The sequence below is a fragment of the Armatimonadota bacterium genome (assembly GCA_037138755.1).
In the GTDB taxonomy this organism is placed as follows: Bacteria; Armatimonadota; Fimbriimonadia; order Fimbriimonadales; family Fimbriimonadaceae; genus Fimbriimonas.
The window spans coordinates 129,686-152,644 of sequence record JBAXHT010000001.1 but is presented as its reverse complement, the minus strand read 5'-3'; the positions used below and the strand labels follow the sequence as shown (position 1 = coordinate 152,644).

20 protein-coding genes are annotated in these 22,959 nt (G+C 55.6%); 11 read left to right on the top strand and 9 right to left on the bottom strand.

Annotated features, from left to right (window positions below; all coding sequences use genetic code 11):
• Positions 1-33: 33 nt before the first annotated feature.
• A complete protein-coding gene (locus tag WCK51_00675) occupies positions 34-1,656 on the bottom strand; it encodes an MFS transporter (GenBank protein MEI7575380.1) in 1,623 nt (540 codons plus the stop codon).
• A 44-nt stretch (positions 1,657-1,700) separates the two neighbouring features.
• Between WCK51_00675 and WCK51_00670 the strand changes: the two genes are divergently transcribed.
• From WCK51_00670 to WCK51_00660, 3 genes are read left to right on the top strand one after another with little or no spacing between them, the layout of a single operon-like run.
• Complete coding sequence (locus WCK51_00670) at positions 1,701-3,812, top strand: alpha-glucuronidase family glycosyl hydrolase (protein MEI7575379.1); 2,112 nt, start codon at positions 1,701-1,703, stop codon at positions 3,810-3,812.
• Positions 3,813-3,814: 2 nt separating this feature from the next.
• Positions 3,815-4,855, top strand: a complete 1,041-nt coding sequence (locus tag WCK51_00665) for an alpha-L-fucosidase (GenBank protein ID MEI7575378.1) — start codon at positions 3,815-3,817, stop codon at positions 4,853-4,855.
• Complete coding sequence (locus tag WCK51_00660; GenBank protein ID MEI7575377.1) at positions 4,852-5,769, top strand: aldo/keto reductase; 918 nt, start codon at positions 4,852-4,854, stop codon at positions 5,767-5,769. The genes WCK51_00665 and WCK51_00660 overlap by 4 nt, the downstream gene beginning before the upstream one ends.
• On the opposite strand, the gene WCK51_00655 is transcribed toward WCK51_00660, so the two are convergent.
• The 3 genes from WCK51_00655 to WCK51_00645 form a co-directional block, all read right to left on the bottom strand.
• Positions 5,761-7,890, bottom strand: a complete 2,130-nt coding sequence (locus WCK51_00655) for a RecQ family ATP-dependent DNA helicase (protein ID MEI7575376.1) — start codon at positions 7,888-7,890, stop codon at positions 5,761-5,763. The genes WCK51_00660 and WCK51_00655 overlap by 9 nt on opposite strands.
• 106 nt (positions 7,891-7,996) lie before the next feature.
• The gene (locus tag WCK51_00650) at positions 7,997-8,878 is read right to left on the bottom strand and encodes an NAD-dependent epimerase/dehydratase family protein (protein MEI7575375.1); all 882 of its coding nucleotides are present in this window, start codon (positions 8,876-8,878) and stop codon (positions 7,997-7,999) included.
• An 11-nt stretch (positions 8,879-8,889) separates the two neighbouring features.
• Complete coding sequence (locus WCK51_00645; GenBank protein MEI7575374.1) at positions 8,890-9,768, bottom strand: phosphotransferase; 879 nt, start codon at positions 9,766-9,768, stop codon at positions 8,890-8,892.
• A gap of 33 nt (positions 9,769-9,801) precedes the next feature.
• Between WCK51_00645 and WCK51_00640 the strand changes: the two genes are divergently transcribed.
• Positions 9,802-10,764, top strand: coding sequence for a tRNA-dihydrouridine synthase family protein (locus WCK51_00640; GenBank protein MEI7575373.1), 963 nt, complete (start codon positions 9,802-9,804; stop codon positions 10,762-10,764).
• Here the strand turns inward: WCK51_00640 and WCK51_00635 are convergent.
• The gene (locus WCK51_00635) at positions 10,752-11,378 is read right to left on the bottom strand and encodes a hypothetical protein (GenBank protein ID MEI7575372.1); all 627 of its coding nucleotides are present in this window, start codon (positions 11,376-11,378) and stop codon (positions 10,752-10,754) included. The genes WCK51_00640 and WCK51_00635 overlap by 13 nt on opposite strands.
• Positions 11,379-11,566: 188 nt before the next feature.
• Between WCK51_00635 and WCK51_00630 the strand changes: the two genes are divergently transcribed.
• The 6 genes from WCK51_00630 (at position 11,567) to WCK51_00605 (ending at position 17,317) form a co-directional block, all read left to right on the top strand.
• Positions 11,567-12,373 carry a prepilin-type N-terminal cleavage/methylation domain-containing protein gene (locus WCK51_00630; protein ID MEI7575371.1) on the top strand — a complete coding sequence of 269 codons (807 nt, stop codon included), beginning with the start codon at positions 11,567-11,569 and terminating at the stop codon, positions 12,371-12,373.
• A 203-nt stretch (positions 12,374-12,576) separates the two neighbouring features.
• The gene (locus WCK51_00625; protein MEI7575370.1) at positions 12,577-13,254 is read left to right on the top strand and encodes a DUF1080 domain-containing protein; all 678 of its coding nucleotides are present in this window, start codon (positions 12,577-12,579) and stop codon (positions 13,252-13,254) included.
• Between the two features lie 18 nt (positions 13,255-13,272).
• On the top strand, positions 13,273-14,595 hold the full coding sequence (locus WCK51_00620; protein MEI7575369.1) for a Gfo/Idh/MocA family oxidoreductase: 1,323 nt from the start codon (positions 13,273-13,275) through the stop codon (positions 14,593-14,595).
• Between the two features lie 96 nt (positions 14,596-14,691).
• Complete coding sequence (locus WCK51_00615; GenBank protein MEI7575368.1) at positions 14,692-15,042, top strand: DUF2200 domain-containing protein; 351 nt, start codon at positions 14,692-14,694, stop codon at positions 15,040-15,042.
• A 149-nt stretch (positions 15,043-15,191) separates the two neighbouring features.
• Positions 15,192-16,826: an L-glutamate gamma-semialdehyde dehydrogenase gene (gene pruA, locus WCK51_00610; protein ID MEI7575367.1), complete on the top strand. Its 1,635-nt coding sequence runs from the start codon at positions 15,192-15,194 to the stop codon at positions 16,824-16,826.
• Between the two features lie 41 nt (positions 16,827-16,867).
• Positions 16,868-17,317, top strand: a complete 450-nt coding sequence (locus tag WCK51_00605; GenBank protein ID MEI7575366.1) for a hypothetical protein — start codon at positions 16,868-16,870, stop codon at positions 17,315-17,317.
• Here WCK51_00605 and WCK51_00600 read toward each other — a convergent pair.
• Entirely contained in the window at positions 17,301-18,452 is a 1,152-nt protein-coding gene (locus WCK51_00600; protein ID MEI7575365.1) for a DnaJ domain-containing protein, read from the bottom strand. The genes WCK51_00605 and WCK51_00600 overlap by 17 nt on opposite strands.
• 112 nt (positions 18,453-18,564) lie before the next feature.
• Entirely contained in the window at positions 18,565-19,410 is an 846-nt protein-coding gene (locus WCK51_00595; GenBank protein MEI7575364.1) for a deoxyribonuclease IV, read from the bottom strand.
• A 62-nt stretch (positions 19,411-19,472) separates the two neighbouring features.
• Between WCK51_00595 and WCK51_00590 the strand changes: the two genes are divergently transcribed.
• Complete coding sequence (locus WCK51_00590; GenBank protein ID MEI7575363.1) at positions 19,473-20,819, top strand: phosphomannomutase; 1,347 nt, start codon at positions 19,473-19,475, stop codon at positions 20,817-20,819.
• Between the two features lie 8 nt (positions 20,820-20,827).
• Here WCK51_00590 and WCK51_00585 read toward each other — a convergent pair whose 3' ends face one another.
• Entirely contained in the window at positions 20,828-21,715 is an 888-nt protein-coding gene (locus WCK51_00585; protein ID MEI7575362.1) for a restriction endonuclease, read from the bottom strand.
• Between the two features lie 43 nt (positions 21,716-21,758).
• Positions 21,759-22,958, bottom strand: coding sequence for a PQQ-dependent sugar dehydrogenase (locus tag WCK51_00580; protein ID MEI7575361.1), 1,200 nt, complete (start codon positions 22,956-22,958; stop codon positions 21,759-21,761).
• Position 22,959 lies beyond the last annotated feature (1 nt).

Below are 22,959 nucleotides of genomic sequence, written 5' to 3'. Positions count from 1 at the left end.
GGAAGAAGTTGAAAGTGGGAAGTTTTTGGCGCGCTATAGTTTCTCGATCTCAGCCATCGTCGGGCCCTGATACTTCTTGAGGTCTTTGATTGGCTTCTTTTCAATCACCGGCCTACTGGCGTCGTCAAACTTCACGAGTTCGAACCGGTCCGGCTTTCCTGGTTCGCTGAGTCTGAACCAGGTCGCTCGCATCCAGCCGACTTTGGCATCTACCAGCGGACGGGACGTCCCGCCTTTGCTAATGATCTTTGCCTCATAGTCGCCCTGGGTTTGGAAAGGAGGTTTTGTTAGCTGAGTCTGGAGCACGACCAACACTCCTACTAGCGCCAGAGCAATCCCGCCAACCATCACCGGAGAAACTCGGACGGAAGGCTTGCTCATTTCCACTTTCGGGAGCAAAAGATGCAGCGCTAAGAGAGCAAACAAATAAAGGGTCCCGGCGATGATGAAGCACACCGAGTAGGAACCCGTTAGCTCCACCGCCTTGCCAACAAAGACTTGAAAGATCGAAGCTCCCGTAACTCCGGCACAGGTCGCAACGCCGACCGTCATCGCGACTCCCGACTTCGGAACCGTGTCCGAAATGATTGTGTACAGGTTCGAACTCCACCCTTGGTGAGCCGAGGCAGCGATGGCAACGAGTAGAATCACAATCGCGACCGCTGGGATACCCATGACTTCCTTAGCTTGAATCAGCCAGCCGACTGACATGACAGGCAGAGCACAAAGCGCGCAAATCAGCATTGCCCGTTTCCTCGCAAACCCAACTTCGACGCCGTTCTGGATCAAACGTGAAGAGAACCAGCCACCACCGACCGCGCCAAAGTCTGCGATGAGATACACAACCGGTATCGCGATCCGCATGAAAGTCGCGTTGAGATGAAACTCGTCGGAGAGAAACTTTGGCAGCCAAGTGAGATAGAACCACCAAGGCGACTCGCTGATGCACTTGGCAATCGCGACGGCATATACAGGTCTCAGACCCAAAAGGATTGAGTACGACATCTTTTCCGACTCGTTCTCGCCATCCTGCCGTATGTACGCGAGTTCTTCGTTAGAAACCGAAGGGTGTTCAGACGGCGCGTGATACAAGCGCCGCCAGAAGAAAATCCATGTGAGCCCGGCTCCGCCGAGGATGAAGAAACACGCCTTCCAGCCGACCGCCTCGGCGAGTGAGATCGCTAGGATCGGAGCAAGTACGGCCCCGATGTTTGAGCCTGCATTGAACCAACCATTTGCCGTCGCGCGCTCCTGTTTCGGAAACCACTCCCCGACCGTCTTGACGCAAGCCGGGTAGTTTGCGGCTTCAGTGATTCCCAGATAAGCTCTGACAACCGCGAGTGCGCCGAACCCGCCCACCAGCCCGTGGAGCATCGCCGAGACGTTCCACAGAAGGAACGAAATCCCGAGGCCCTTCTTGGTGCCAAACGTATCAATCAGCCTTCCCACAAAGAGCATTCCGAGTCCGTACGACATCAGAAAGCTGACGTTGATGAGCGAAAGATCGACGGGTCCGAGTCGTAGATCATCTTCGAGATAAGGAACCAGATTCGAGAAAAGCTGCCGGTCGAGGTAGTTGATCGTGGTCGCAAAAAACAGCAGTGCGCAGACTGTCCAGCGGACTCGAGTGGGGGTAGCGGAGGCCTTTGTTGCCACGATTCGCCAAATCTTATCAGATTTCTCGTAAAATCACGCCGTCCGTGGTGTTTCTCCGCCGCCTTTTGATTCTCATGCTAACTGCCGTCGCCTCGTCGTCCCTGCTCGCCGAAGATGGGTACGAGCTTTGGATGCGGTATGGGTTGTTGTCAGTCCCGAACCGAGTGGAGGTTAGCCAAATCGTGTGTCAGCTACCCACCAGCCAATACCTGAAACAGGCGCACACTGAACTCAAATTGGGGTTAAAAGCGATGCTTGGACGCTCGGTTCCGCTTGGTACTAAGTTGACAAAGCAAGATGCCGTTGTCATTGGCACACCATTGTCGAACCAGCTGATCGGAGAGCTGAATGTCGATCTTGGACCGTTGCACGATGAGGCATTCGTGTATTTGCCAGCGGTGATAAACGGTAAGCGAGTCCACGTGATTACGGGACACGAGATGCTCGGAGTCATGTACGGCTCGTTTTGGTTCCTTCGCCAGTTGCAAAGCGGAAAGCCGCTTCCAACAAAGCGGTACTACTCGGCGCCCCGCTACAATTTGCGCTTGCTCAACCACTGGGATAACTTGAACCGTTCAGTGGAGCGCGGCTACGCAGGGCAGTCCATTTGGGATTGGCACAAACTGCCTGAATACGTTGATCCGCGTATCACCGACTACGCCCGGGCAAATGCCTCGATTGGTATTAATGGGACGGTCTTGACGAATGTCAACGCAAACGCCATGGTGCTTCGCGCGGACTACATCCTCAAAACCAAAGCGATCGCCGATACTCTCCGACCCTATGGAATCAAGGTCTATCTCACCGCACGCTTCTCGGCTCCTATTGAGCTTGGCGGACTGAAAACAGCTGACCCTCAGGATCCCCAAGTCAGGCAGTGGTGGAAAGAAAAAGTCGCCGAGATCTACGGGGAGATTCATGACTTTGGCGGATTCGTCGTCAAAGCCAACTCTGAAGGCCAACCGGGACCCCAGAACTACGGACGATCACACGCCGACGGGGCAAACATGATCGCGGAGGCTCTTGGGCTTCACGGCGGAATCCTCATGTGGCGGGCGTTTGTGTATGACGACAAAACTCCGGTAGACCGCGCTGCTCAGGCTTACAACGAATTCAAGCCTTTGGACGGAAAGTTCCTTCCAAACGTGATCGTCCAGGTGAAGAACGGTCCTATCGACTTCCAACCTCGCGAGCCATTCAGCCCTTTGTTCGGCGCTCTGCAAAAGACTCCGTCGCTTATGGAGGTTCAGGTGACAAAGGAATATCTAGGCTTCGCGACCCACCTAGCGTATCTTGGAACCATGTGGCAGGAGGCCCTAGCTTCTCCGACCCGACTTGTTGGCAAACAGAAGGTTTTAGACACCTTGACCGGCATCGCCGGGGTTTCCAACATCGGCTCGGATCGAAACTGGTGTGGTTCTCACTTCGATCAGGCCAACTGGTACGCACTCGGACGACTCGCTTGGGACCCAACCCTGGGTGCCGAAAGAGTCGCTGATGAGTGGGCTCGGATGACCTTTGGTCCAGCGGTGGCCAAGCCGATTGGCCGGATGATGATGCGCTCACGAGAGGCGGTTGTGAACTACACCGGCCCGCTCGGCCTGACTCACCTTATGGCGACCGGGCATCACTACGGCCCCGGTCCTTGGGTGAACAACCTGGGCCGAGCCGACTGGAACCCGGTGTACTTCCACCGCGCAAATCAGAATGGAATCGGGTTTGATCGGGTGGCGGCGGGGACTTTGAAGCAGTATGCGCCAGGCTGGCAGGAGATCTGGGGCAAGCCCTCAACCACCCCCGACAACTTGCTCCTCTGGTTCCACCACGTCCCCTGGACCCACTGCCTCGGCTCGGGAAAAACCGTCTGGGAGGAGCTCGTCTCGCGATACACCTCTGGCGTGTCCGAAGTCGCCTCTATGCAAGATGAATGGGCGAAACTGAAGTCCAAAATCGACCCCGCTCGCCATGGCCAAGTCACAGAGTTCCTCAAGATTCAGCACAAGGAAGCCAAGTGGTGGCGAGATGCTTCGATTGCCTACTGGCAGAGCTTGAATGGCTTGCCTTTGCCAAAAGGCTTCGATGCTCCAGAGCACTCGCTCGAATACTACAAATCCATCTCCCACCCTTATGCGCCAGGGAATACGCACACGGGATAATAATGAGAGAAGACGTCGTTAGCTACACGAAGGACCAGAAGTACGAGAAGCCGGAGTGGTTGGAGGGTCGGCTTGAGTGGTTTCGGTCGCTGAAGTTCGGGATCATTGTTCATTGGGGGCCGTATTCGCAGTGGGACTGCTGCGAGAGTTGGACTCTGGTGCAGGACTGCGAGTGGTCGCGGCGCGACGAGATCAAGTCTTGGGTCGAACGGGATCGCGATTTAGCCCGCTACCAAGCCGACTATTGGGCGTTGCCCGGAACGTTTAACCCGACTAAGTTCGATGCTAACGAGTGGGTAGCGGCGTTCGTCGCTGCTGGAGCGAAGTACGTCTGCTTCACCACGAAGCACCACGACGGCTTTTGCATGTGGGATACGGCCACGACGGATTACAAAATCACTGGCTCAGTCTGCCCGTTCGACCGAGACGTAACCCGTGAACTGTTCGATGCCTGCCGCAGGGCTGGCATAGCGATTTCGGTGTACTTTTCGAAGCCAGATTGGCACTGCAAGCACTATTGGGACCCGGCCTTGAATCCTACTTCGCAACGTGCGAATACAGTTGACGACCCCGAAAAATGGGAGAAGTTCGTATCTTTCACCCACGAGCAGATTCGAGAGCTGATGGCCAACTACGGCCCCGTCGATATCCTCTGGCTAGACGGTGGTTGGGTCCGAGCCAAAGAAGACATTCGCATGGCGGAGCTGGTCACCATGGCTCGCACGTTGCAGCCGGGGCTGATCGTCGCGAACCGCGCCGTCGGCGACGAATTCGAGGACTTCGTGACGCCCGAGCGTGAGATACCTGCCGAAGCCCTGCCTTCTACCTGGGAAGCCTGCTTGCCACTCTGTCCTGATTGGAAATACGTCGAAGGTCAGACAGCCAAATCCGCCGAGACAGTCGTAGACGAGATTCGATTTACTAACGAACGAGGCGGCAACTTCTTACTCGGAATCGGACCGACGCCCGACGGGCGAATCCATCCCGAACATTCTGCGATTTTGGAGAAGGTTGGTCAGATTCTAGTAGACTCGCCGCGATGAATCGAATTGAGATCGGCACTTCGGGGGTGATGGCTTCGGAGGTTTCCATTGGCTGTATGCGCATCGGAGGGATGGCGAACGGGGATCTGGACAAGCTGATTTCCTCTTCGCTTGACCTCGGAATTGACTTCTTCGATCATGCCGACATCTATGGCGGTGGGAAGTGCGAGGAGGTTTTTGCGGCTTCTGTGAAGCGTCTCGGGTTGTCCCGTTCTCAGTTGGTTATCCAGAGCAAGTGCGGGATTCGAAAAGGGTTCTTCGACTTTTCCAAGGAACACATTTTGTCGTCGGTTGATGCAATCCTGTCTCGGCTCGACACTGACTATTTGGACTTCCTGCTCCTTCACCGTCCGGACACTCTGGTCGAACCGGACGAGGTTGCTTCTGCGTTCGATACTCTCGTGACTTCTGGTAAGGTTCGGCACTTTGGGGTGAGTAACCAAACTCCTAACCAGATCGAGCTGCTGCAGTCGGCTCTTCCTATGCACCTCCACGCTAACCAGTTGCAGATGAGCATCATGCACACCGGCATGATCGATCAAGGAATCGCGGCGAACATGAAGTGGGAGACTTCGGTTGACCGGGACGGCGGGATCTTGGACTATTGCCGTCTCAAAAAAATCACGATTCAGCCTTGGTCGCCATTTCAATTTGGGTTCTTCGAAGGCGTCTTCGTTGACAACCCCAAGTTCCCTGAATTGAACAAGGTCTTGTCGACATTGGCAGCGGAATACGGCGTGACTTCGACCGGACTCGCGATCGCCTGGCTCCAGCGGCATCCGGCGAAGATGCAGACGGTTCTTGGCACCACGACACCAGACCGTGTTCGTCAAGTCGCCGAAGCGTGCAAGATCACCTTGTCCCGACCACACTGGTACGAGATCTACCGCGCCGCAGGCAACGTTTTACCGTAGGCTTGCTCTCACAACCTGAATGTGTTCGTAGGGCACCTCACCGTTGAGGTGCTCGAAAACCGGCTTGAGTAGGTCTGCTTTAGTCACTTCCAACGCCGTCTTCACCTTCGCGAATACTTCTTCAGATACCCATCGAACGGTCTCAGGCTTCTCGTACTCAATCCAGGTTGCGAGATGATTCCAAGCCGTCCGCTCCGATATCCCGTGCAGTCTTGCCACTTCTGCGGGGTCCTTGCCCTCTCGGAAACTCGCGGCGTATTTCTTGGTGCTGTCCGGCAGGTTGGATACTTTCTCTTTTGGAACAACCACCAGTTCTTGATCCATCGCTAACCCGCTTGCCGCGATCAGTTCCAAAAGCTCGTCTCCATAGCTGGTCGCTTGCTTTTCTCCGATCCCAGGCAACGACTTTAACCTTTGAATCGTTGACGGTCGAACCGCCGACAGCCGCATTAGGGTTGCATCGTGCAGAATCACGTAGGCCGGGACCGCAAGTCGTTGCGCCGTCTCCTTTCGCCAGGCGCGAAGCACTTCGAACAGGGAGTGATCCATTCCGGGAACCTCGATGGCTCCCTTTGCCGCCCGGGCTTTCGCCGGTTGAACGAGAGCAGAGTTTTCGATCATTTCGACTTCCACTCCGCTGTCAAGAACATTCCGTCCCTCTTGCGTCACCGAGATCGTTGGATATGGGCCCTCTTCGCTTACGAGCAATCCCAGGTCCAGTAGTTGATGAACCCATGCAGTGACTCGGTCCGCACCTTCGGAAGCAAATGCGCCAAACCCCGCCGCAAGGTGCCCGCTCCGATCGGAGATTTTCTTGGCTCGAGACCCGGTGAGAACTCCCGCGATAAACGCAACTCCGGCTTTGGACCGCAAACTGAGTACCGTTCGCAGAATCTGATGGGCCTTGTCGGTTGCCCCTTCGAGCGGCTGCATTCCACCTAAGCACACGTCACACGCCCCGCACCCTTCCGAGTCAATCGCATAGTCTTGGCCGAAGTATTCGCTCAAAGATTTGTGCCGGCACTGGTGGCTCGTCGCAAACTTCCGAACTTCTTCTAACAGCTTTAGCTGATGAGCCATGAGGTCGGCTTCACCGCCCTCCAATAGCCTCTTCAGCCGAAGAATGTCGCCGTGGTTGTACAGCAACACACACTCGCTGGGCAACCCATCTCGTCCGGCTCGACCGGTTTCTTGCTGGTAACCTTCCATGCTCTTCGGCAAGCACTCGTGGATCACGCACCGGACGTTGGCGCGGTCGATCCCCATTCCGAATGCCACGGTTGCGACAATGATGTTCGCCCGCTCTTGGGCGAAATCCTCACTGATCCGTTTCCTCGTTCCGTTTGGAAGCCCTGCGTGGTACGCCACGGCCTCAATGCCGTGCTGGATCAAGGCTCCCGCGATCGTCTCGGTGTCCTTTCGCGACAGGCAGTAAACAATCACTCCCTCATCAGGGTAGCGCTGCACGGCCTCGACAGTCCGCCGAACCGCGTCGTCTTTCGCAACGATCCGGTAAGTCAGATTGGGACGATCAAAGACCCCGACAAACCGACGCGGTTTTTCCATCCGCAGTTGAATTGCAATGTCGCGCTGAACCTGCGGAGTCGCAGTCGCCGTAAACGCCTGAACCGGAATCTCTGGAAACAGCTCTTTGAGCCGCCCCAACTGGCGGAACTCGGGCCGAAAATCGTGTCCCCACGCGCTGATGCAGTGCGCCTCGTCCACAGCGAACCGGGCAACCTTTGCTTGCCGCAATAAATCCAACGTAGAAGACAAAAGCAACCGCTCGGGGCTGACGTACAGCAACCGCATTTCCCCGCGCAAAACCTTACGCCGAGTATCGGCCTCTTCTTCCTCCTCCATCGAAGAGTTGAGTGCCGCCGCTTCAACTCCCACAACCCGAAGCGCATCGACTTGATCCTTCATCAGCGCAATCAGCGGCGAAATCACCACTGTAAGCGACGACGAAAGCAAAGCAGGAAGTTGAAAGCAGAGACTCTTTCCTCCGCCGGTCGGCATCACCACAACCGCATCCCGGTTTGCCAGCGATGACTCTACAACTTCCTGCTGCAACGGCCGCAAAGACTCGAATCCCCAGATCCGTTTGAGGGTTTCGCTCAACCCATCCATCAATTTCCGCTCCGCGACCATCCTTCTGCCTCGGAAAGAAGTATAGACAAGAATCTACTATATTGCAAGAGGTGTCTACAAAAAGTTTTGCACCGTCTCAACGGTAATCGCAGGTGATCGCCCGCACGGCTTCTTCGCCAATTTCAGAGTCCAACTTTCGCAATTCCGTGAGAAACGTTCCGAAGTTAATCGCGGGTTTGAAGCCGACTGTCTCGGCACCGAGAAGGGGTGGAGTGAGTCCCGGTTTCCTAGAAATCTCCAGTCCGTACTTCTCGACCAAGTCGCGATAGCCCGGAAAAATGGCTTCGCAGGTTACGAGTGGGTCGGTTTCCCAGTTTTCGATCTGCTCCGCGGTGAAGGCATTGGGGCGCATCGCGTCGACCGGGAAGCCTTGCAACTCGTCGTTCTGAAGCAAGTGATTGACCGAGCAAAAGATGGCTTCGAGAACGTCTCGCCGATCAACACCACCGTACAGCAGCCTCGGTCCGTAATGCGAAACCCAGTCTCTCCAGGGCGTGAGGTCTGCCGGACGAATTGCAACGTAGCTGATGTCGTTCTGGTGTTTGTGATACTCGCAAAGCTCCTCGCCGACGCGCTTCGTGAAGCCGTATTTGTCATAGTGGCCATGCCATGCCTGGCTGCTGAGGAAGACGAACTTCTTGATGCCGTTGGCCCGGGCGGCTTGGAAGGCGTAGAACGTGCCATCAACGTTCAGCCTCCAAAAATCAACTTCGGTTTTGACGTTCCAGTGGATGCCGTGCCAAGCCGGAAGGTGCAGAATGAGATCGCAGCCTTCAGCGGCACGGTCGAGGCCGAATCCGGTTTGAATATCGAGTTGGTGGTAGCTCTCGGTGAATGGCTGAAGAGACTCGGGAAGCTTCCCGAGGTCCGACAGGACTAGTTCATACCCCTTGCTGTGCAGGAGGGGAATGATCCCCGTCCCGATATTGCCCGTCGCCCCCGTGACCAAAATTCGCATCGAATAGGAGTTTACAGCCTGGCGATGGCGTCTTCGATGAATTCCGTTTGGCGGTGTCGCATGAAGTCAGCGGTAACGTCCGGTCTTCCCAGCGGAACAAAGCTCGCGGCCCAGTCCTCGTATTTGTCGCCGATCCTCTGCGAGCACCGGAGGTCCCAGTAGGCGAGATACTCTGAATCGATAGGGTTGTATTCGAAGTATTGCCGAGTGAATTCGTGTACCGTCTCCCAGCCGAATGCAAGGAAGAGGTCGAACCGCGAGATCGCCAAATCGACAAGCGGTGGCCCGACGTGAATCTCCGCCCAATCGATCAGGCCGACTATTTGCGCTCCATTCCACAGCACATTCCCAGGCCAACAGTCTCCATGACAGAGTGCCACTGGCTCATCTCTAGGAGGACCATGCTCAAGCAATATTTCTCGAACGCGTGGTTGCCAGTCCGTTCCCGTAGGGGAGGGGTTGGTCTTTGGCAACATTGAGGCAGCGGGGTCCGAAATCTCGGTTCGGTGTATTTTCGCCAAGTGTCCGGGGAGCTGACTTGCAAACGCGCTCGCCTGCTCAACGGACAAGTCCGGCGCGCCGTCAATGTATCGTAGCACGAAGAAGGCATCAAAACACTTGACAGGTTCTGGCCCGAGAAGCCCTGCCTCGAACGCAAACTGGTACTTCAGGAACTCCCGCTTGGCCTTCGTCGAATACTCTTCATCGCCCCAGTCTCCTGGCTTTCGGAGGGTAAATGCTTCGACCGCACCATCCGGGCCTTCGAGCGTAAGCAGGAACATCTGCGCCGAAATTCCGCCCTTGAGCGGAGTCGAAGACACGACTTTTGAGTAAGGGACCAGCTCGTGTGCCAAGTTCAGTATGTCCGGCATTGAAGTCGGAAAGCCCATCCGCCTGAGGGTACCGGGTTTACTGGTTTCATCTTGATCCGCGCTGGTACCCCTGCTCTGGTTTTTGCTCCGATGGATGGCATCACCGATGCCCCGATGCGGGCACTGGTGGGAGAGTGGGGTTGCTTCAGTTATTGTGTTACCGAGTTTGTTCGCGTGAGCGGAGAGGCGTTGCCCGCGAAGGTCTTTCGACGCGAAGTGCCTGAGTTGGAAAACGAGGGTCGGACGGTGACCGGGTTGCCGGTTCAGGTTCAGATCCTGGGAGGGCATCCGGAGCGCATGGCGCAGTCTGCGATGGCGGCAGTCCGGGCGGGGGCGAAGTCGATCGACATCAACTTCGGCTGCCCATCACCCACGGTGAACGGGAACGACGGTGGCGCCTCGTTGCTGAGGACTCCTTGTCGGATTCGTGAAGTCGTCCGCGCCGTACGAGATGCCCTTCCCGCCGAAGTTCCAGTTTCAGCGAAGCTCAGGCTGGGTTGGGAATCGATTGACGATGTTTTCGAGAATGCTCCGATGGCGGTCGAAGGTGGGGCGAGTTGGTTAACTCTGCATGCACGAACCCGGACCCAGCGATACGAGCCGCCGGTGTTTTGGCCGCACTTGGGACGAGTTCGGGAACTCGTCGGGGTTCCGGTGGTGGCGAATGGGGATATTTTTTCGTTTGAGGATTTTTTGAAGTGTCGCGAGGTGACAGGATGCGAGCACTTTATGATCGGTCGCGGTGGGCTGGCGACTCCGGGGCTCGCATCGCGAATCGGGTTGGAGTTGGGGTTAGGGACGGGCATGGAGCCTTTGGATTGGGTTGAGCGGCTGCAGCGGCTCATTTACTGGTGTGAGCAGTTTCATCCGGGGACGGATCGGCGGACTCTGGCTCGGCTGAAGCAGTGGCTCAACATCGCTCATCGCCACGGCGATTTCCATGGGTTTCAGGCCGTAAAACGGGCTGAAACAATTTACGAGTTAATGCAAGGAATCAAGTCTTACCACGCTTGAGCCCAGCCGGGCGGCGGAATGGCTCGAAACCGTTCGCGCTCGAAGGTACGGAGGATATGGACTTCCTCACTCTCGCCTACGCGGTAAAGCAGTTGGTTGCGTTCGGTCCAATATCTTCGGTCTCGACGAGGATCGTGCCACTCGCGAAGTCCGTCGCTGTGACCGATTGAGTCCCACGAGGCAGGGTGAATTTCAAAAGGGCATCCTGGAGTGATGATATCTGGCGGGCATACTTCGCCTGTCCGGACGGCATACGCTCGATTCGAAACGTATTCGACATTGCCGTTAGGCAGAAACTGAATGTTTCTCACCGTGTTGACGTACGTTGGAAACCAAGCTAGAGCTGAGAAGTAGCCGACATGGGCCAAGCACAAGTAACACTCAACCAGTTCTCCCCAATCATCCGCCCAGTAGCCGAAATACTTGCCATCCGAAGAGATTGTGGTGACAAATGCGCTTGCCTTGATCATTTGACCGGGTTCAAAGGAGTCGTCTTGCAAGTTCCAATAAAAAACTCGGCTCAGATTTGAGTTGTAGCGCACGCACACGATGCCTACGCCCGCCCTTGGAGCGACGGCGAAAGTGGCGACACTGTTTGAGTTCACTTCGTCCATGCGCTGTACATTATGTAGCTTGCCATTTGACTGTCAGCAAATCTCAGCCGATCGCAAGATTGAGACATGGAAGTTGAGTTGATTAGCTTGAGTCTGAGACTCTGGAGCAAGAAGCGATAGCTTGAGTTAATAACGAAACCTAAACATATACTTAACCAGGCCCTAATCTTCCCCCGCGACAATAGGCTATGCGAAGAGCGTTTACACTCATCGAGCTACTTGTAGTCATTGCCATCATTGCCATTCTCGCCGCAATCCTCTTCCCAGTTTTTGCTCAGGCGAAGACTTCGGCGAAGATCGCTTCAACGCTGTCTGGTGTGAAGCAACTGGCGATTGCATTGCCTATGTACAGCACTGACGCTGACGACATGGCAGTGCCTGAGTACGGTTCCGCACCTTACACCTCGACCGACACTTGGGTGGGACGAATCGATCCATATGTCAAGAATCGTTCGATCTTCTGGGACAAGACCCGCGCTGAGCGACTCGGCACCAACTTCCCCGACCCGTACTATCCGGGATACTCGTACGCGTGGCAGTGGGCCGTGAATCTTTCGCTTAACACCGACGGTTACTCAAAGGTTTACAGCGGAACCTGTACGTCAGTGAACTGGTCGGTCGAAGCATCACGCTCGCTCACATCGTTCGAAGATTCAGCTTCGAGGCTGGCACTCGCTCCGGTTCAATACGGCAGGCTCGACTACGGTTGGATGCGATTCTTTGGTCGCAATGCCTCGTGGCCGTACATCGATCAATACATCGATGGATTTAGCTGGGACAACCTGGTTTGGGATGCGCGGCGGTTCTATCCGAACAACAAGTTGGTTGGAGGATATGCCGATGGCCACGCAGCAAAGTTTGGTCGGGAGAAGTTCGTCGGCTACAGTTCGATCAACCCGGCATTGACTGAGGCGGGAACAACCGCTCAGTACTGCAATGTGATGCAAACAAAGGACATCCACAAGTTCTGGGGGCGAGCTTGGTCGAACGACTGAGATACGTTGCCGCGGCGTTGCTGGTGGGCTACGTTGCTTCGGCTGGCTGTGGCGAACCGACTGGAAGCGATGGCTCCCAGTTCGCACCGCCACCAACAAAATCTCAGAGTCAGGTGATGCAAGACAGAGGCTACTCCAAAGAGGAAATTGAGTCTCGCGCAGCAATGCCTAAGTAAATAGGTTCATTGAAGTAGAATTGGCGCATGGTTGCTTCTGCACTGTGCGCCCTTTTTTTGTTTGGTCCTGACAACGTCCTCTCCGCCAAGGAAGCGCGGCAGGGATGGAAGCTGCTTTTCGATGGTCAATCGACTAAGGGGTGGCACAACTTTAAGGGCACCGGAGTCAAGCCTGGCTGGGTGATCGAGAATGGCGAGCTGCAGTGCAAGGATCCGCATAACGCGGGGGATATCCTGACTGACGAGAAGTACGACTGGTTTGAGCTTCAACTCGACTGGAAGATGCCAGCCATGCAAAACAGCGGAGTGATGTTCCACGTCCTGGACTCAGGTGGAGCACCTTGGTTTAGCGGTCCGGAAATCCAGATTATGGATAAGGCAGTTGACCCGAAGGGTCAGCTTGCGGGCTTCCTTTACGAGTTGTATCGCTCCGACAAAGATGCCGTCAAGCCAATAGGCGAGTGGAATCGATTCCGAATCATGATCGATCCGAAGAAGTGCTTTGTTGAGGTGAACGGAGTCCGTTACTTCGACTTCGTATTAGGCAGTCCTGACTTTTTGGAGCGGGTGCAAAAGAGCAAGTTTCACGTGTACCCCGAGTTTGCGAAAGCAGGGATCGGCCACATTGCGATCCAAGGCGACCATGGACTCGTTTCATTCAAAAATATCAAGATTCGTCCACTGAAAGTGAAGGCTAAGAAGTAACATCGGGGAGGTCTGGTTATGAGCGGAAATTATTCACGAAGGGACGTATTGCGGGGCGGTGTTGCCGCTACGGTTGGATTGGGATTAGGTGCTTCGGCACTGGGTGAGACCCAGAAGCCAATGGCTCCCGGGCAAAAGCTTCGGGTCGGAATCATCGGTTGCGGAGGCAAAGGTTGGAGCGGCCGCGAGCAGGCGGTAGAGGCGGGCGTTGAGGTCGTTGCCCTTTGCGATGTTGATCTGGAAGACCGAATCAAGGCGCAGCGCGAGCACATGAAGGCGGCGGCATTCGATGACTACCGAGAGATGATTGCGATGATGAAGGGCAAGATGGACGCGGTGATCATCAGCACTCCGGATCACCACCACGCTCCGGCAACGGTCCTGGCTCTTCACGCCGGAATGCACACTTACACCGAAAAGCCGCTTTGCCGAACGATATGGGAAGCCCGTCAGCTTGCCATTCTGGCCAAGAAGAAGAAAGCGATTACTCAGATGGGCAACAACTCGACCCAGAGCACGCAGATGCGAAAGGTCGCGAAACTGATTCGTGAAGGCACCTGGGGCAAAGTGAAGGAGATTCACCTTTGGACCGACCGGGCCAAGGTTTATTGGGAGCAAGGAATTCCCCGACCAGCTTCAAAGCCGGTTCCCAAGGGTCTGGATTGGGACATGTGGGTCGGACCTCGACCGATGCGAGACTACGCAGACGGCTACCACCACTTCTCATGGCGCGGATTCTGGGATTTCGGCACCGGGGCCCTTGGCGACATGGGATGCCACATCTTTAACATGCCGCACATGGCTCTCGGGCTAGACGCGCCGCTCGCCGTTCAGGCGAAGACGAGCGGACACAACAAGGAGTCTTTCCCGACCTGGGCGCACGTCACTTACGAGTACGGAGCCAAAGGCAAAATGGACCCGTTCACGCTCCACTGGTATGACGGCGGCAAAAAGCCACCGCAAGAGTTGGCTGAGCTGTTCACTTATGGCGGAAACGGTGTGATCGTCGTTTGCGAAAAGGACACCGTTTTCGGAGCAGATGAGAGCAACACTCGTTTCAGCTTGGTCAGCGGAAATCCGATTCCGGACACCGAAGTCGTGGTCTCGCCAGGGCACATGAAGGAGTGGGTCAACGCCTGCATGACCGGCACCCAAGCCGTCTCCAACTTCCCTGGTTACTCTGGGCCATTGACGGAAGCCGTTCTACTTGGAAACCTCGCGATCTGGGCCGACGGCCCTCGCCTGGAGTGGGACGCGAAGAACATGAAGGTGAAGGGAACGTCTGAGTTTGATTCTCTAATCAAACCAGACTTCCGACCAGGGTTCTCAGTTAAAGTCTGACGCCGTTTGGGACAGCGTTTCACTTGTTACCGCTTTAGACTATCAGCGACTTGTCGCGATCTAAAGCGGTAACGCTGTTTTTGAAGGAGTAAACCTATGGAAAAGCACCGAATCTACACGATGGCCTTTGCGGGTGTGTATCCGCATTACCTTGTGAAGGTCGAGAAAAAGGGGCGGACCAAATCGGAGCTGGATGAGGTGATTCGGTGGCTGACGGGCTATTCGCAGGAGCAGTTAGAGGGGCTAATCGAGGCTCGGACGAACTTTGAGGACATGTTTGCCCAAGCTCCTGCGTTGAATCCGAATCGGGCTTTGATCACTGGATTGATCTGTGGGGTTCGGATCGAAGAGATCGAGGATCCGCTGATGAAGGAACTTCGGTACATGGACAAGCTTGTTGATGAGCTAGCGAAGGGTCGTCCGATGGCGAAAATTTTGCGAAGTTAGGTTGGAGTGCGGTGGCACGGCACCGCTTTGGTTTCTGGCGACTTGTCGCGGTGGTTTTCTGAAAACTACTATCGAGAGCCGAGCAAGCTCGGCACATTCAAAGCGGTGCCGTGCCACCGCACTCCATAATGCCCCGGTAAACTCTCGGAATGAATTATGGTGACTTTCACTACGCTCTGCCCGTCAATGAACCCGTTTTGAGCTACGCTCCGGGCACCCCAGAGCGGGCGCGACTGAAGGAAGCTCTGGCAGAGCTGAAGGCGGAGCAAGTGGATGTTCCTATGTACATCGGCGGCGAAGAAGTCCGAACCGGGAAAACGGTGACCATGCACCCACCGCACGAGCGAGCTCACACGCTAGGTGTTTTCCACGCTGGAGATTCATCCCATGTTGAGGAAGCCATCGAAGCCGCACTTGCCGCTCGCGAGGCTTGGAGCAACATGAGCTGGGAAAGCCGGGCGAACATCTTCCTCCGAGCCGCCGACCTGATTGCCACCAAGTACCGTCCCTACATGAACGGCACCACGATGCTGGCACAGTCGAAGAACGCCTTCCAGGCTGAGATTGATGCCGCTTGCGAGATCATCGACTTCCTCCGCTTCAACGTCCACTTCCTCAGCGAAATCTATGCCCAACAGCCGATTAGCGGACCCGGAATGCACAACCGCTTGGAATACCGACCGCTCGAGGGTTTTGTTCTCGCCGTCACTCCGTTCAACTTCACCGCCATCGGCGGAAACCTGCCTACCTCGGCGGCGATGTGCGGAAACGTGGTCGTCTGGAAGCCCGCGAGCACTCAGGTCTACAGCGCGCAGATGTTCATGCGAGTCCTGAAGGAAGCCGGACTTCCGGATGGCGTTATTAACCTCATTTACGTGGATGGACCGACCATCGGACGGGTTTGCTTCAACCACCGCGACTTCGCTGGAGTCCACTTCACTGGCTCAACCGGAGTCTTCAACACGATGTGGAAGCAGATCGGCGAAGGGCTTGCAACCAACATCTACAAGTCGTATCCTCGAATCGTCGGTGAGACGGGTGGAAAGGACTTTGTTGTCGCCCACAAGTCGGCAGATCCGGCTGTCGTCGCAACTGCACTCTTGCGCGGGGCTTTTGAGTATCAAGGGCAGAAGTGCTCTGCGGCTTCGCGATGCTACGTTCCCTCGAACATCGCTCCTCGCGTTCGCGAACTATTGATTGAAGGTGCGAAGTCATTCAAGCAAGGTTCGGTCGAGGACTTCGGCTGCTTTGTGAATGCGGTGATTGATGAGAAGAGCTTTGACAACATCGCGGCCTACATCGACAAAGCTAGGGCGGATGGTCAGAACATTTTGGTGGGCGGTAGTTACGATAAGTCTGTGGGCTACTTTGTCGAGCCGACCGTCATCGAAGTCACTGATCCGAAGTACCGCACGATGTGCGAAGAGATCTTCGGGCCAGTTTTAACGATGTACGTTTACGACGAAGAGAGGTGGGAAGAGACTCTCAAACTGGTCGATGAGACCTCACCTTACGCCCTCACCGGTGCGGTGATCTCCCAAGATCGCTATGCGGTCGAAACGGCAACCAAGATGCTTCGAAATGCCGCTGGAAACTTCTACATCAACGACAAGCCGACCGGCGCTGTCGTTGGTCAACAGCCCTTCGGCGGAGCCCGGGCGAGCGGAACAAACGATAAGGCGGGTTCGGCACTCAACCTCTACCGCTGGCTCTCGGCTCGAACGATTAAGGAAACTTTCGTTCCTCCGACCGACTACCGCTATCCGTTCCTAGCGAGTGAATAATATCTGAGAACGCCGGATGACCTCCGGCGTTCAACCTTTAAATGCTTCCATACTTTGCCCCTGCTATCAAGGTTGATTTCTTCATCACCTCTGACTGCCCGATTTGCCGGCGCTACTCGCCGGAGATGAATCGGATTGTGCGGGACTTTCCGGCGGCGAAGTTTCGGATGGTTTACTCGGAGCCGGGGATCACGGTAGCGGTGGTGAAGAAGCACCAGAAGGAATTCAAGATGCTGGCTCCATTTTTGCTCGATCCGAAAGGGATTGAGGCGAGGCGAGCCGGGGCGAAGGTGGTGCCAACCGCAGTCGTTTATTCTGGTTCCAAGTTGGTTTATCGGGGTCGAATTGATGATGCGTACGGCTCGGATTATAAGTGGCGAACCTCCAAATCTCCGGACTTGCGCAACGCAATCAAAGCTGCCTTGAGTGGCAAAGAACCAAACCCCAAAGAGACAAAACCCGTCGGCTGCTCGCTCAGCTTTTCGCCGTAATCTCGAACAGGCGGACGAGCTTGTCTTGTCCACTTGCTGCTAGGCGCGAACCATCGGAGTTAAACGCAACGCAAGAAATCGGCCTCGAAGAAGCCTCGATCCGTACACTCCCGATCCCCTTTGCTGCATTCCAAAGCCCAATCGTTCCGTCCCGCGAGCCCGAAGCAAAGAGCCAGCCGTTCGGGTGAAATGCTAGGGCTTCTATGGGTTTCGAGTGCCCGTAGACCATCTTTAGCAAATTCCCTGTCGAAAGTTCAAAGACGCGAATGCTGAGGTCAACTCCGGCGACGGCGAGGTACTCGCTGTCGGCACTGAAGGCAATTGCGGTGACCATCGACCGGAGCCGCTCAATCGTCCGAACCCACCGCCCTGTTTTGGCTTCTCGAATCGTGACTCGGGCATCTGCCGTTCCTCCGGCAAGTAGCCGACCGTCGGAACTAAAGGCAACTGCCGTCACGCTGGCATCCGCGCTTCGGAGGGTGTACATCGCCGCCCCGGTGGCGGAGTCGCACACACGAAGCTGAGCGTGAACCGAACCGGCGGCAATCGACGAGCCATCTCCCGAGATGGCTACGCAACTTACCCACTCTTCTTGAACGCCCTTCCAGTTCTTCACTTCTTCGCCGTCGAGCCGCCACACGTTGACGTGGCTCTCGGTAGAACCCGCCGCCATGACCCGTCCGCCTGAGAAAGCGCGCAAAGTCGAAACTGCACCGCTCTCTAGTTTTGTTTGTCGCGTGGTCTCGCCTTCTTCCGCCCACCAAATCAGTTCGTTGTCGAAGCCGACTGACATCAGCTGTCCGCTGTCCGGCGCAAATGCCAAGGCGTAGACCGGCGTTTTGTGGCCGTGGAGCCGCTTGATCAGGCGCACCATGACCGGCGTCTGCGGCGTAGCATGCTCGGGTTCTTGGCTTCCACCCGCAAGGAGCGCGTCGTACTCTTCCCGCCGTATCTTGTCCGTGAGGGTCTCAAACGCCTCGTTGATCCGCGCCATGTTTTCGTGAGCGTCTGGAGAGTCGCTCACGTCCGGGTGGTGCTTCTGGGCAAGCCGTCGATACGCACGACGAATCGTTTCGGAATCGGCAACAGGCCCCACACCCAGGATATCGTAATAGGTTGGTGCGGAGGTGGTCAAGGGAATTCAGGTTCAATTTTGGCAGATTGAGCCCATGGAAGTCTCGCTTCGTCTACCAGTTTCCCTGAATATCCGTGAGCAAGAAAGACGGTCACTTGACCCTTGTTTTCCATCAGGTGATATAGCTCTTCAGCTTCGCCAAATCCCGCTCGTGCCCGTCGTTCTCGATCGGAGTTTCTAACAAGATCGGAATTCGGCGGAAACGCTCGTCGTTGACCATCATGCGAAACGGCGTTTCGCCGATTTCGCCTTCTGAGAGCTGTGCGTGGCGATCCTTTCGCGAGCCGAACGGCTTTAGTGAATCATTGCAGTGGACTGCTTTCAGCCGATCAAAACCGATCACATCCGCGAACTTCACCCAAGTCGCCTCATAGGTCTCTGCCGTTCGCAAATCATAACCAGCTGCGAAGATGTGGCAAGTATCCACACAAACCCCAACCCGCGCATCGCCGTGAAGACCGTCCAAGACCGCCTGTAACTCCTCAAATGTAGAACCCAAGGAGGACCCTGAGCCCGCCGTGGTTTCCATCAGAAGCATGACAGAGGGATCGGAATCCGCCAAAACCCGTTTGGCACCTGCCACCAACAGCCGAAGACCTTCCTCAACCCCTTGCCCAACGTGCGCGCCCATGTGCGAATTGCAAAAGCGAATCCCGTACCGGGCGCATCGATTCAGTTCATCCGTCAACCCCTGAATCGACTTCTCCCGTCCTTCTTCTGCCGCCGAAGCCATGTTAATCAGGTACGAGTCGTGCACGACAACCTCCGTGATCCCCGTCTCCGCTTGAGCCGCCTTAAAATCCGCCACCATCTCCACCGAAATCTCCTTCGCCTTCCAAAGCTGCGGACTCTTGGTGAACACCTGCACCGCCGTACAACCAATGCGGTGACCTTCGCGCAGAGCCCCTCCGAGGCCGTTTTTGATTGGGGTGTGGGCACCTAGAAGTTGTGCTGGCATTCATCTATGATGGTTAAGAGACAGCACAATTTGCCAACCATGAGGTAAGAACTAAGGGTCTCATGGGCAAATACTTTCCAGCATTCAAGGCGTACGACATCCGGGGCATCGTTCCGACTGAGCTGAACCCTGACGTGGCGTACCGAGTTGGACGGGCGTTTGCCGACGAGCTTCAGCCTAAAACCGTGTGCGTCGGCTACGATATCCGACTTTCGGGTCCTGAGCTTTATGATGCGTTTGCGCGGGGCTTGAATGATGCTGGAGTCGATGTTGTCCACCTTGGTTTGGTCGGAACCGAGATGGTCTACTTCGCCACCGCGTTCTATGGCTACGATGGCGGTTGCATGATCACCGCCAGCCACAACCCGCCAGAGTACAACGGTCTCAAAATGGTCCGCCAAGAGAGCCGCCCGGTGTCTTCCGATACTGGACTGAACGAGATTGAGCGTCGAGCCCATGAGCAAAACTGGCAGCGCACCGGAGAAGGAAAGCGAATCGAGCAGGACGTTTACAAGGACTTCATTGATCACCTGCTCAAGATTGTCTCGCCTTCCTCACTGAAGCCGCTAAAGGTTCTCTGTGATGTCGGAAACGGTGCTGCAGGAGTCGCGCTCGAACAGCTTCTACCCCACCTGCCGCTTGAGTCAACCAACCGACTATTCACCCCCGACGGCAACTTCCCGAACGGCGTTCCAAACCCGATTCTGGAGGAAGCCCGAGCTGGTGCCATCGCCGATATGAAGGCTGGTTCGTACGACTTCGGCGTTGCCTGGGACGGCGACTACGACCGCTGCTTCTTCTTCGACGAGCACGCCAACTTCATCGAGGGCTACTACATCGTCGGACTGCTTGCCCAAGCGGTTCTGCAGAAGGACCCGTCGGCGACCATCGTCTACGACCCGCGACTCACTTGGAATACCCTCGACATTGTCGAGAAGCTCGGCGGACGTGCGGTGATGTGCAAGTCCGGCCACGCCTTCATCAAGGAGAAGATGCGAGCCGAGGATGCCACTTATGGTGGCGAAATGTCCGCTCACCACTACTTCAAGGATCACTGGTACTGCGATAGCGGCATGATCCCGTTCCTGCTGATTGCTCGCTTGGTTTCTTCAACAGGTCGTTCGCTCGGCGATCTGGTTTCCGAGATGGTTGCCAACTATCCCTGCTCGGGCGAGGTGAACTCAAAGGTGTCGGACGTTCAGACGATCCTGGCTGCAGTGGAAGAAAAGTACGCACCGGGCGGAACTATCACCCGAATCGACGGCCTCTCCATCGAATATCCAGACTGGCGCTTCAACCTTCGCGGGTCGAACACCGAGCCGGTCATCCGCCTCAACGTCGAGACGCGAGGTGATCATACGATGATGGTTGCGAAGACTGAAGAGCTACTGGAGATTATTCGGGGCTAATTAAGGACTTATTGAAAGTTCCTGAAGAAGGCGTGGTCGATCTCATAGGCGGTTACCGGGACGAGCCCCAGTCTGAACTCTTTGAGGAATTCGACTAGTCTTTGGCCGTCGACCAGTTCGATAGGCTTCGCACCATCTCTAACCGCCTCTTTCCGGGCATCGGCAGTGAACGTGCTGGTCGTTAGGAAGATGCCCTTATCTGTTCGACCATCCATTGCACCTCTGAAGTTGCGGATATCGGGAGAAGTTACCTGGTTCGTATCATATCTTTTGCATTGAAAGATCACTTTGAACCGCACCAAATGGGCGACCTCGAGTTCCCCTATTCCGTCGACGCCGCCGTCTCCCGATTGCTTTGTTAGTTCGATATTGCGCAGACCGCACTGGTGCAAAAGGGCTTGACAAAAACGCTCGAATCCGGTGCTGGACAATGATTTGAGTATTGCCAAAACTCGTTCATCGAGCATCTCCTCCGGCTCTTCTACTTCTACTTCTGCGAAATCTGTAGCGTCGTCTGATGCACTTGATGCTGCTTTAGATTTTTTGTTAATGGCCTTGCTGGCTCTCGATTCGCGTATCCATTCATCGAGTACAGGCTCGTCGATTACAGTGCTGTATCCCAGGGCTGTTAGTTTCCAAAGACCCCGTTGCTCATTGCTGATGATTCCATTCTCTCGCAAAAGATTTCTTGCCCAAGCGATGTCGTTTTGAACGATTGCGACCCCAGTTCCAGAACGTTCGCCTTGCTCTTGCTCGGTAATACCGAGGCTTTCGATCACCTTCGCGGTTACCTCCGCAGGAGTTCCGACCCCACCCATCGTCTGCAGAGTCGTTTGTACAGGAACAACGTACCGCTTAAATCGGGCCGAAATAGGTTTTGACTTCTTCTGTGCCACTTGAATACAAGTTACCACGCTAGTTCGTCAACAGGCTTTGAGGCTAATTGACCACGAGCGGGATCAATCGTGAGACGGTTCCCGCGTTAAGTTCCGTGATGATCGGCTCTTGGAAGTGGTCTTCGTCAATGGAGACCACACCGTTCAGGCCTCCGGTGATGTCAAGCTGCTTGGCGGCGGAGAAGTCCATGCTCGTTGCTTCGCCTCCCGCGAAGATGGGCACGACGCCCCAGATGCGGTTGGTGACATAGTCGCCCATGATATAGTTTCCGCCGAAGTTGGGGATGTCGTTTCCTCGATAGAGGAAGCCACCCGTGATCGAACGGCCCGCGGAACGGGGGTATTCGATGAAGGGGTCGGTGAAAACTGTCCCAAACGTAGGACCGGGGTTTGTGATGGAATGTTTGCCCTCACGAACTCTCCAGCCGAAATTTCGACCTCCATTTGTCTGAGCGACGAAGTTGACCTCCTCGTAGGAATCCTGTCCAACGTCGGCGATGAAGAACCCGCCTAGTGTGGAGTCGTAGTTCCAGCGGAACGGATTCCGGAGGCCGAACGCCCAGATCTCGGGCCGAACAGCAGAATCCGCAAGAAATGGATTCCCTGTGGGAATCGAATAATTGTTATCGGCGTCCACCGGATACGCGTCGCTGGTTGGGTCAATCCGAAGCATCTTTCCGAGAAGTGTCGTCTTGTCCTGAGACCGGTTCAGAGGGTCATTTCCACTTCCGCCGTCTCCGAGTGCGACGTACAGTAGTCCATCTCCCCCGAAGTTGATCGAGCCACCTTTGTGGTTTGTGTAAGGGGCTTGGCTGACTCTTAGGATGGAAAATGCGCTTGAGAAGTTGGCTGTCAGGAAACTTGGATTTACGGTAAATCGCGTGATTTGGGTGTCGACATCAGTGCCTGTTGAGAAGTGGAGGTAGATGTAACGGTTGGTCGCAAAATTCGGGTCAAACGCGATTCCGAAAAGACCGCCTTCGCCGACCGAACTCAGCAGAGTACTGATGTTCATCAACGGCGCGGCTTGAAGGACGTCTGCGCTGAGAACTCTGATCACGCCGCCACGCTCCAGAACGTACGCCAGGCCCGGCTGGCCGGGAACGGCTTGATACTGCATCGGCTGGTTGAGTCCGGAGGCGAGGAGTTGCTTGCCTAGAGTTGGCGCGACGGCGGACGAACCCGATCCTCCGCAACTCCACATGGTGACGGCGGCGAGCCCGATAAGTAGCGATGTTCGCATA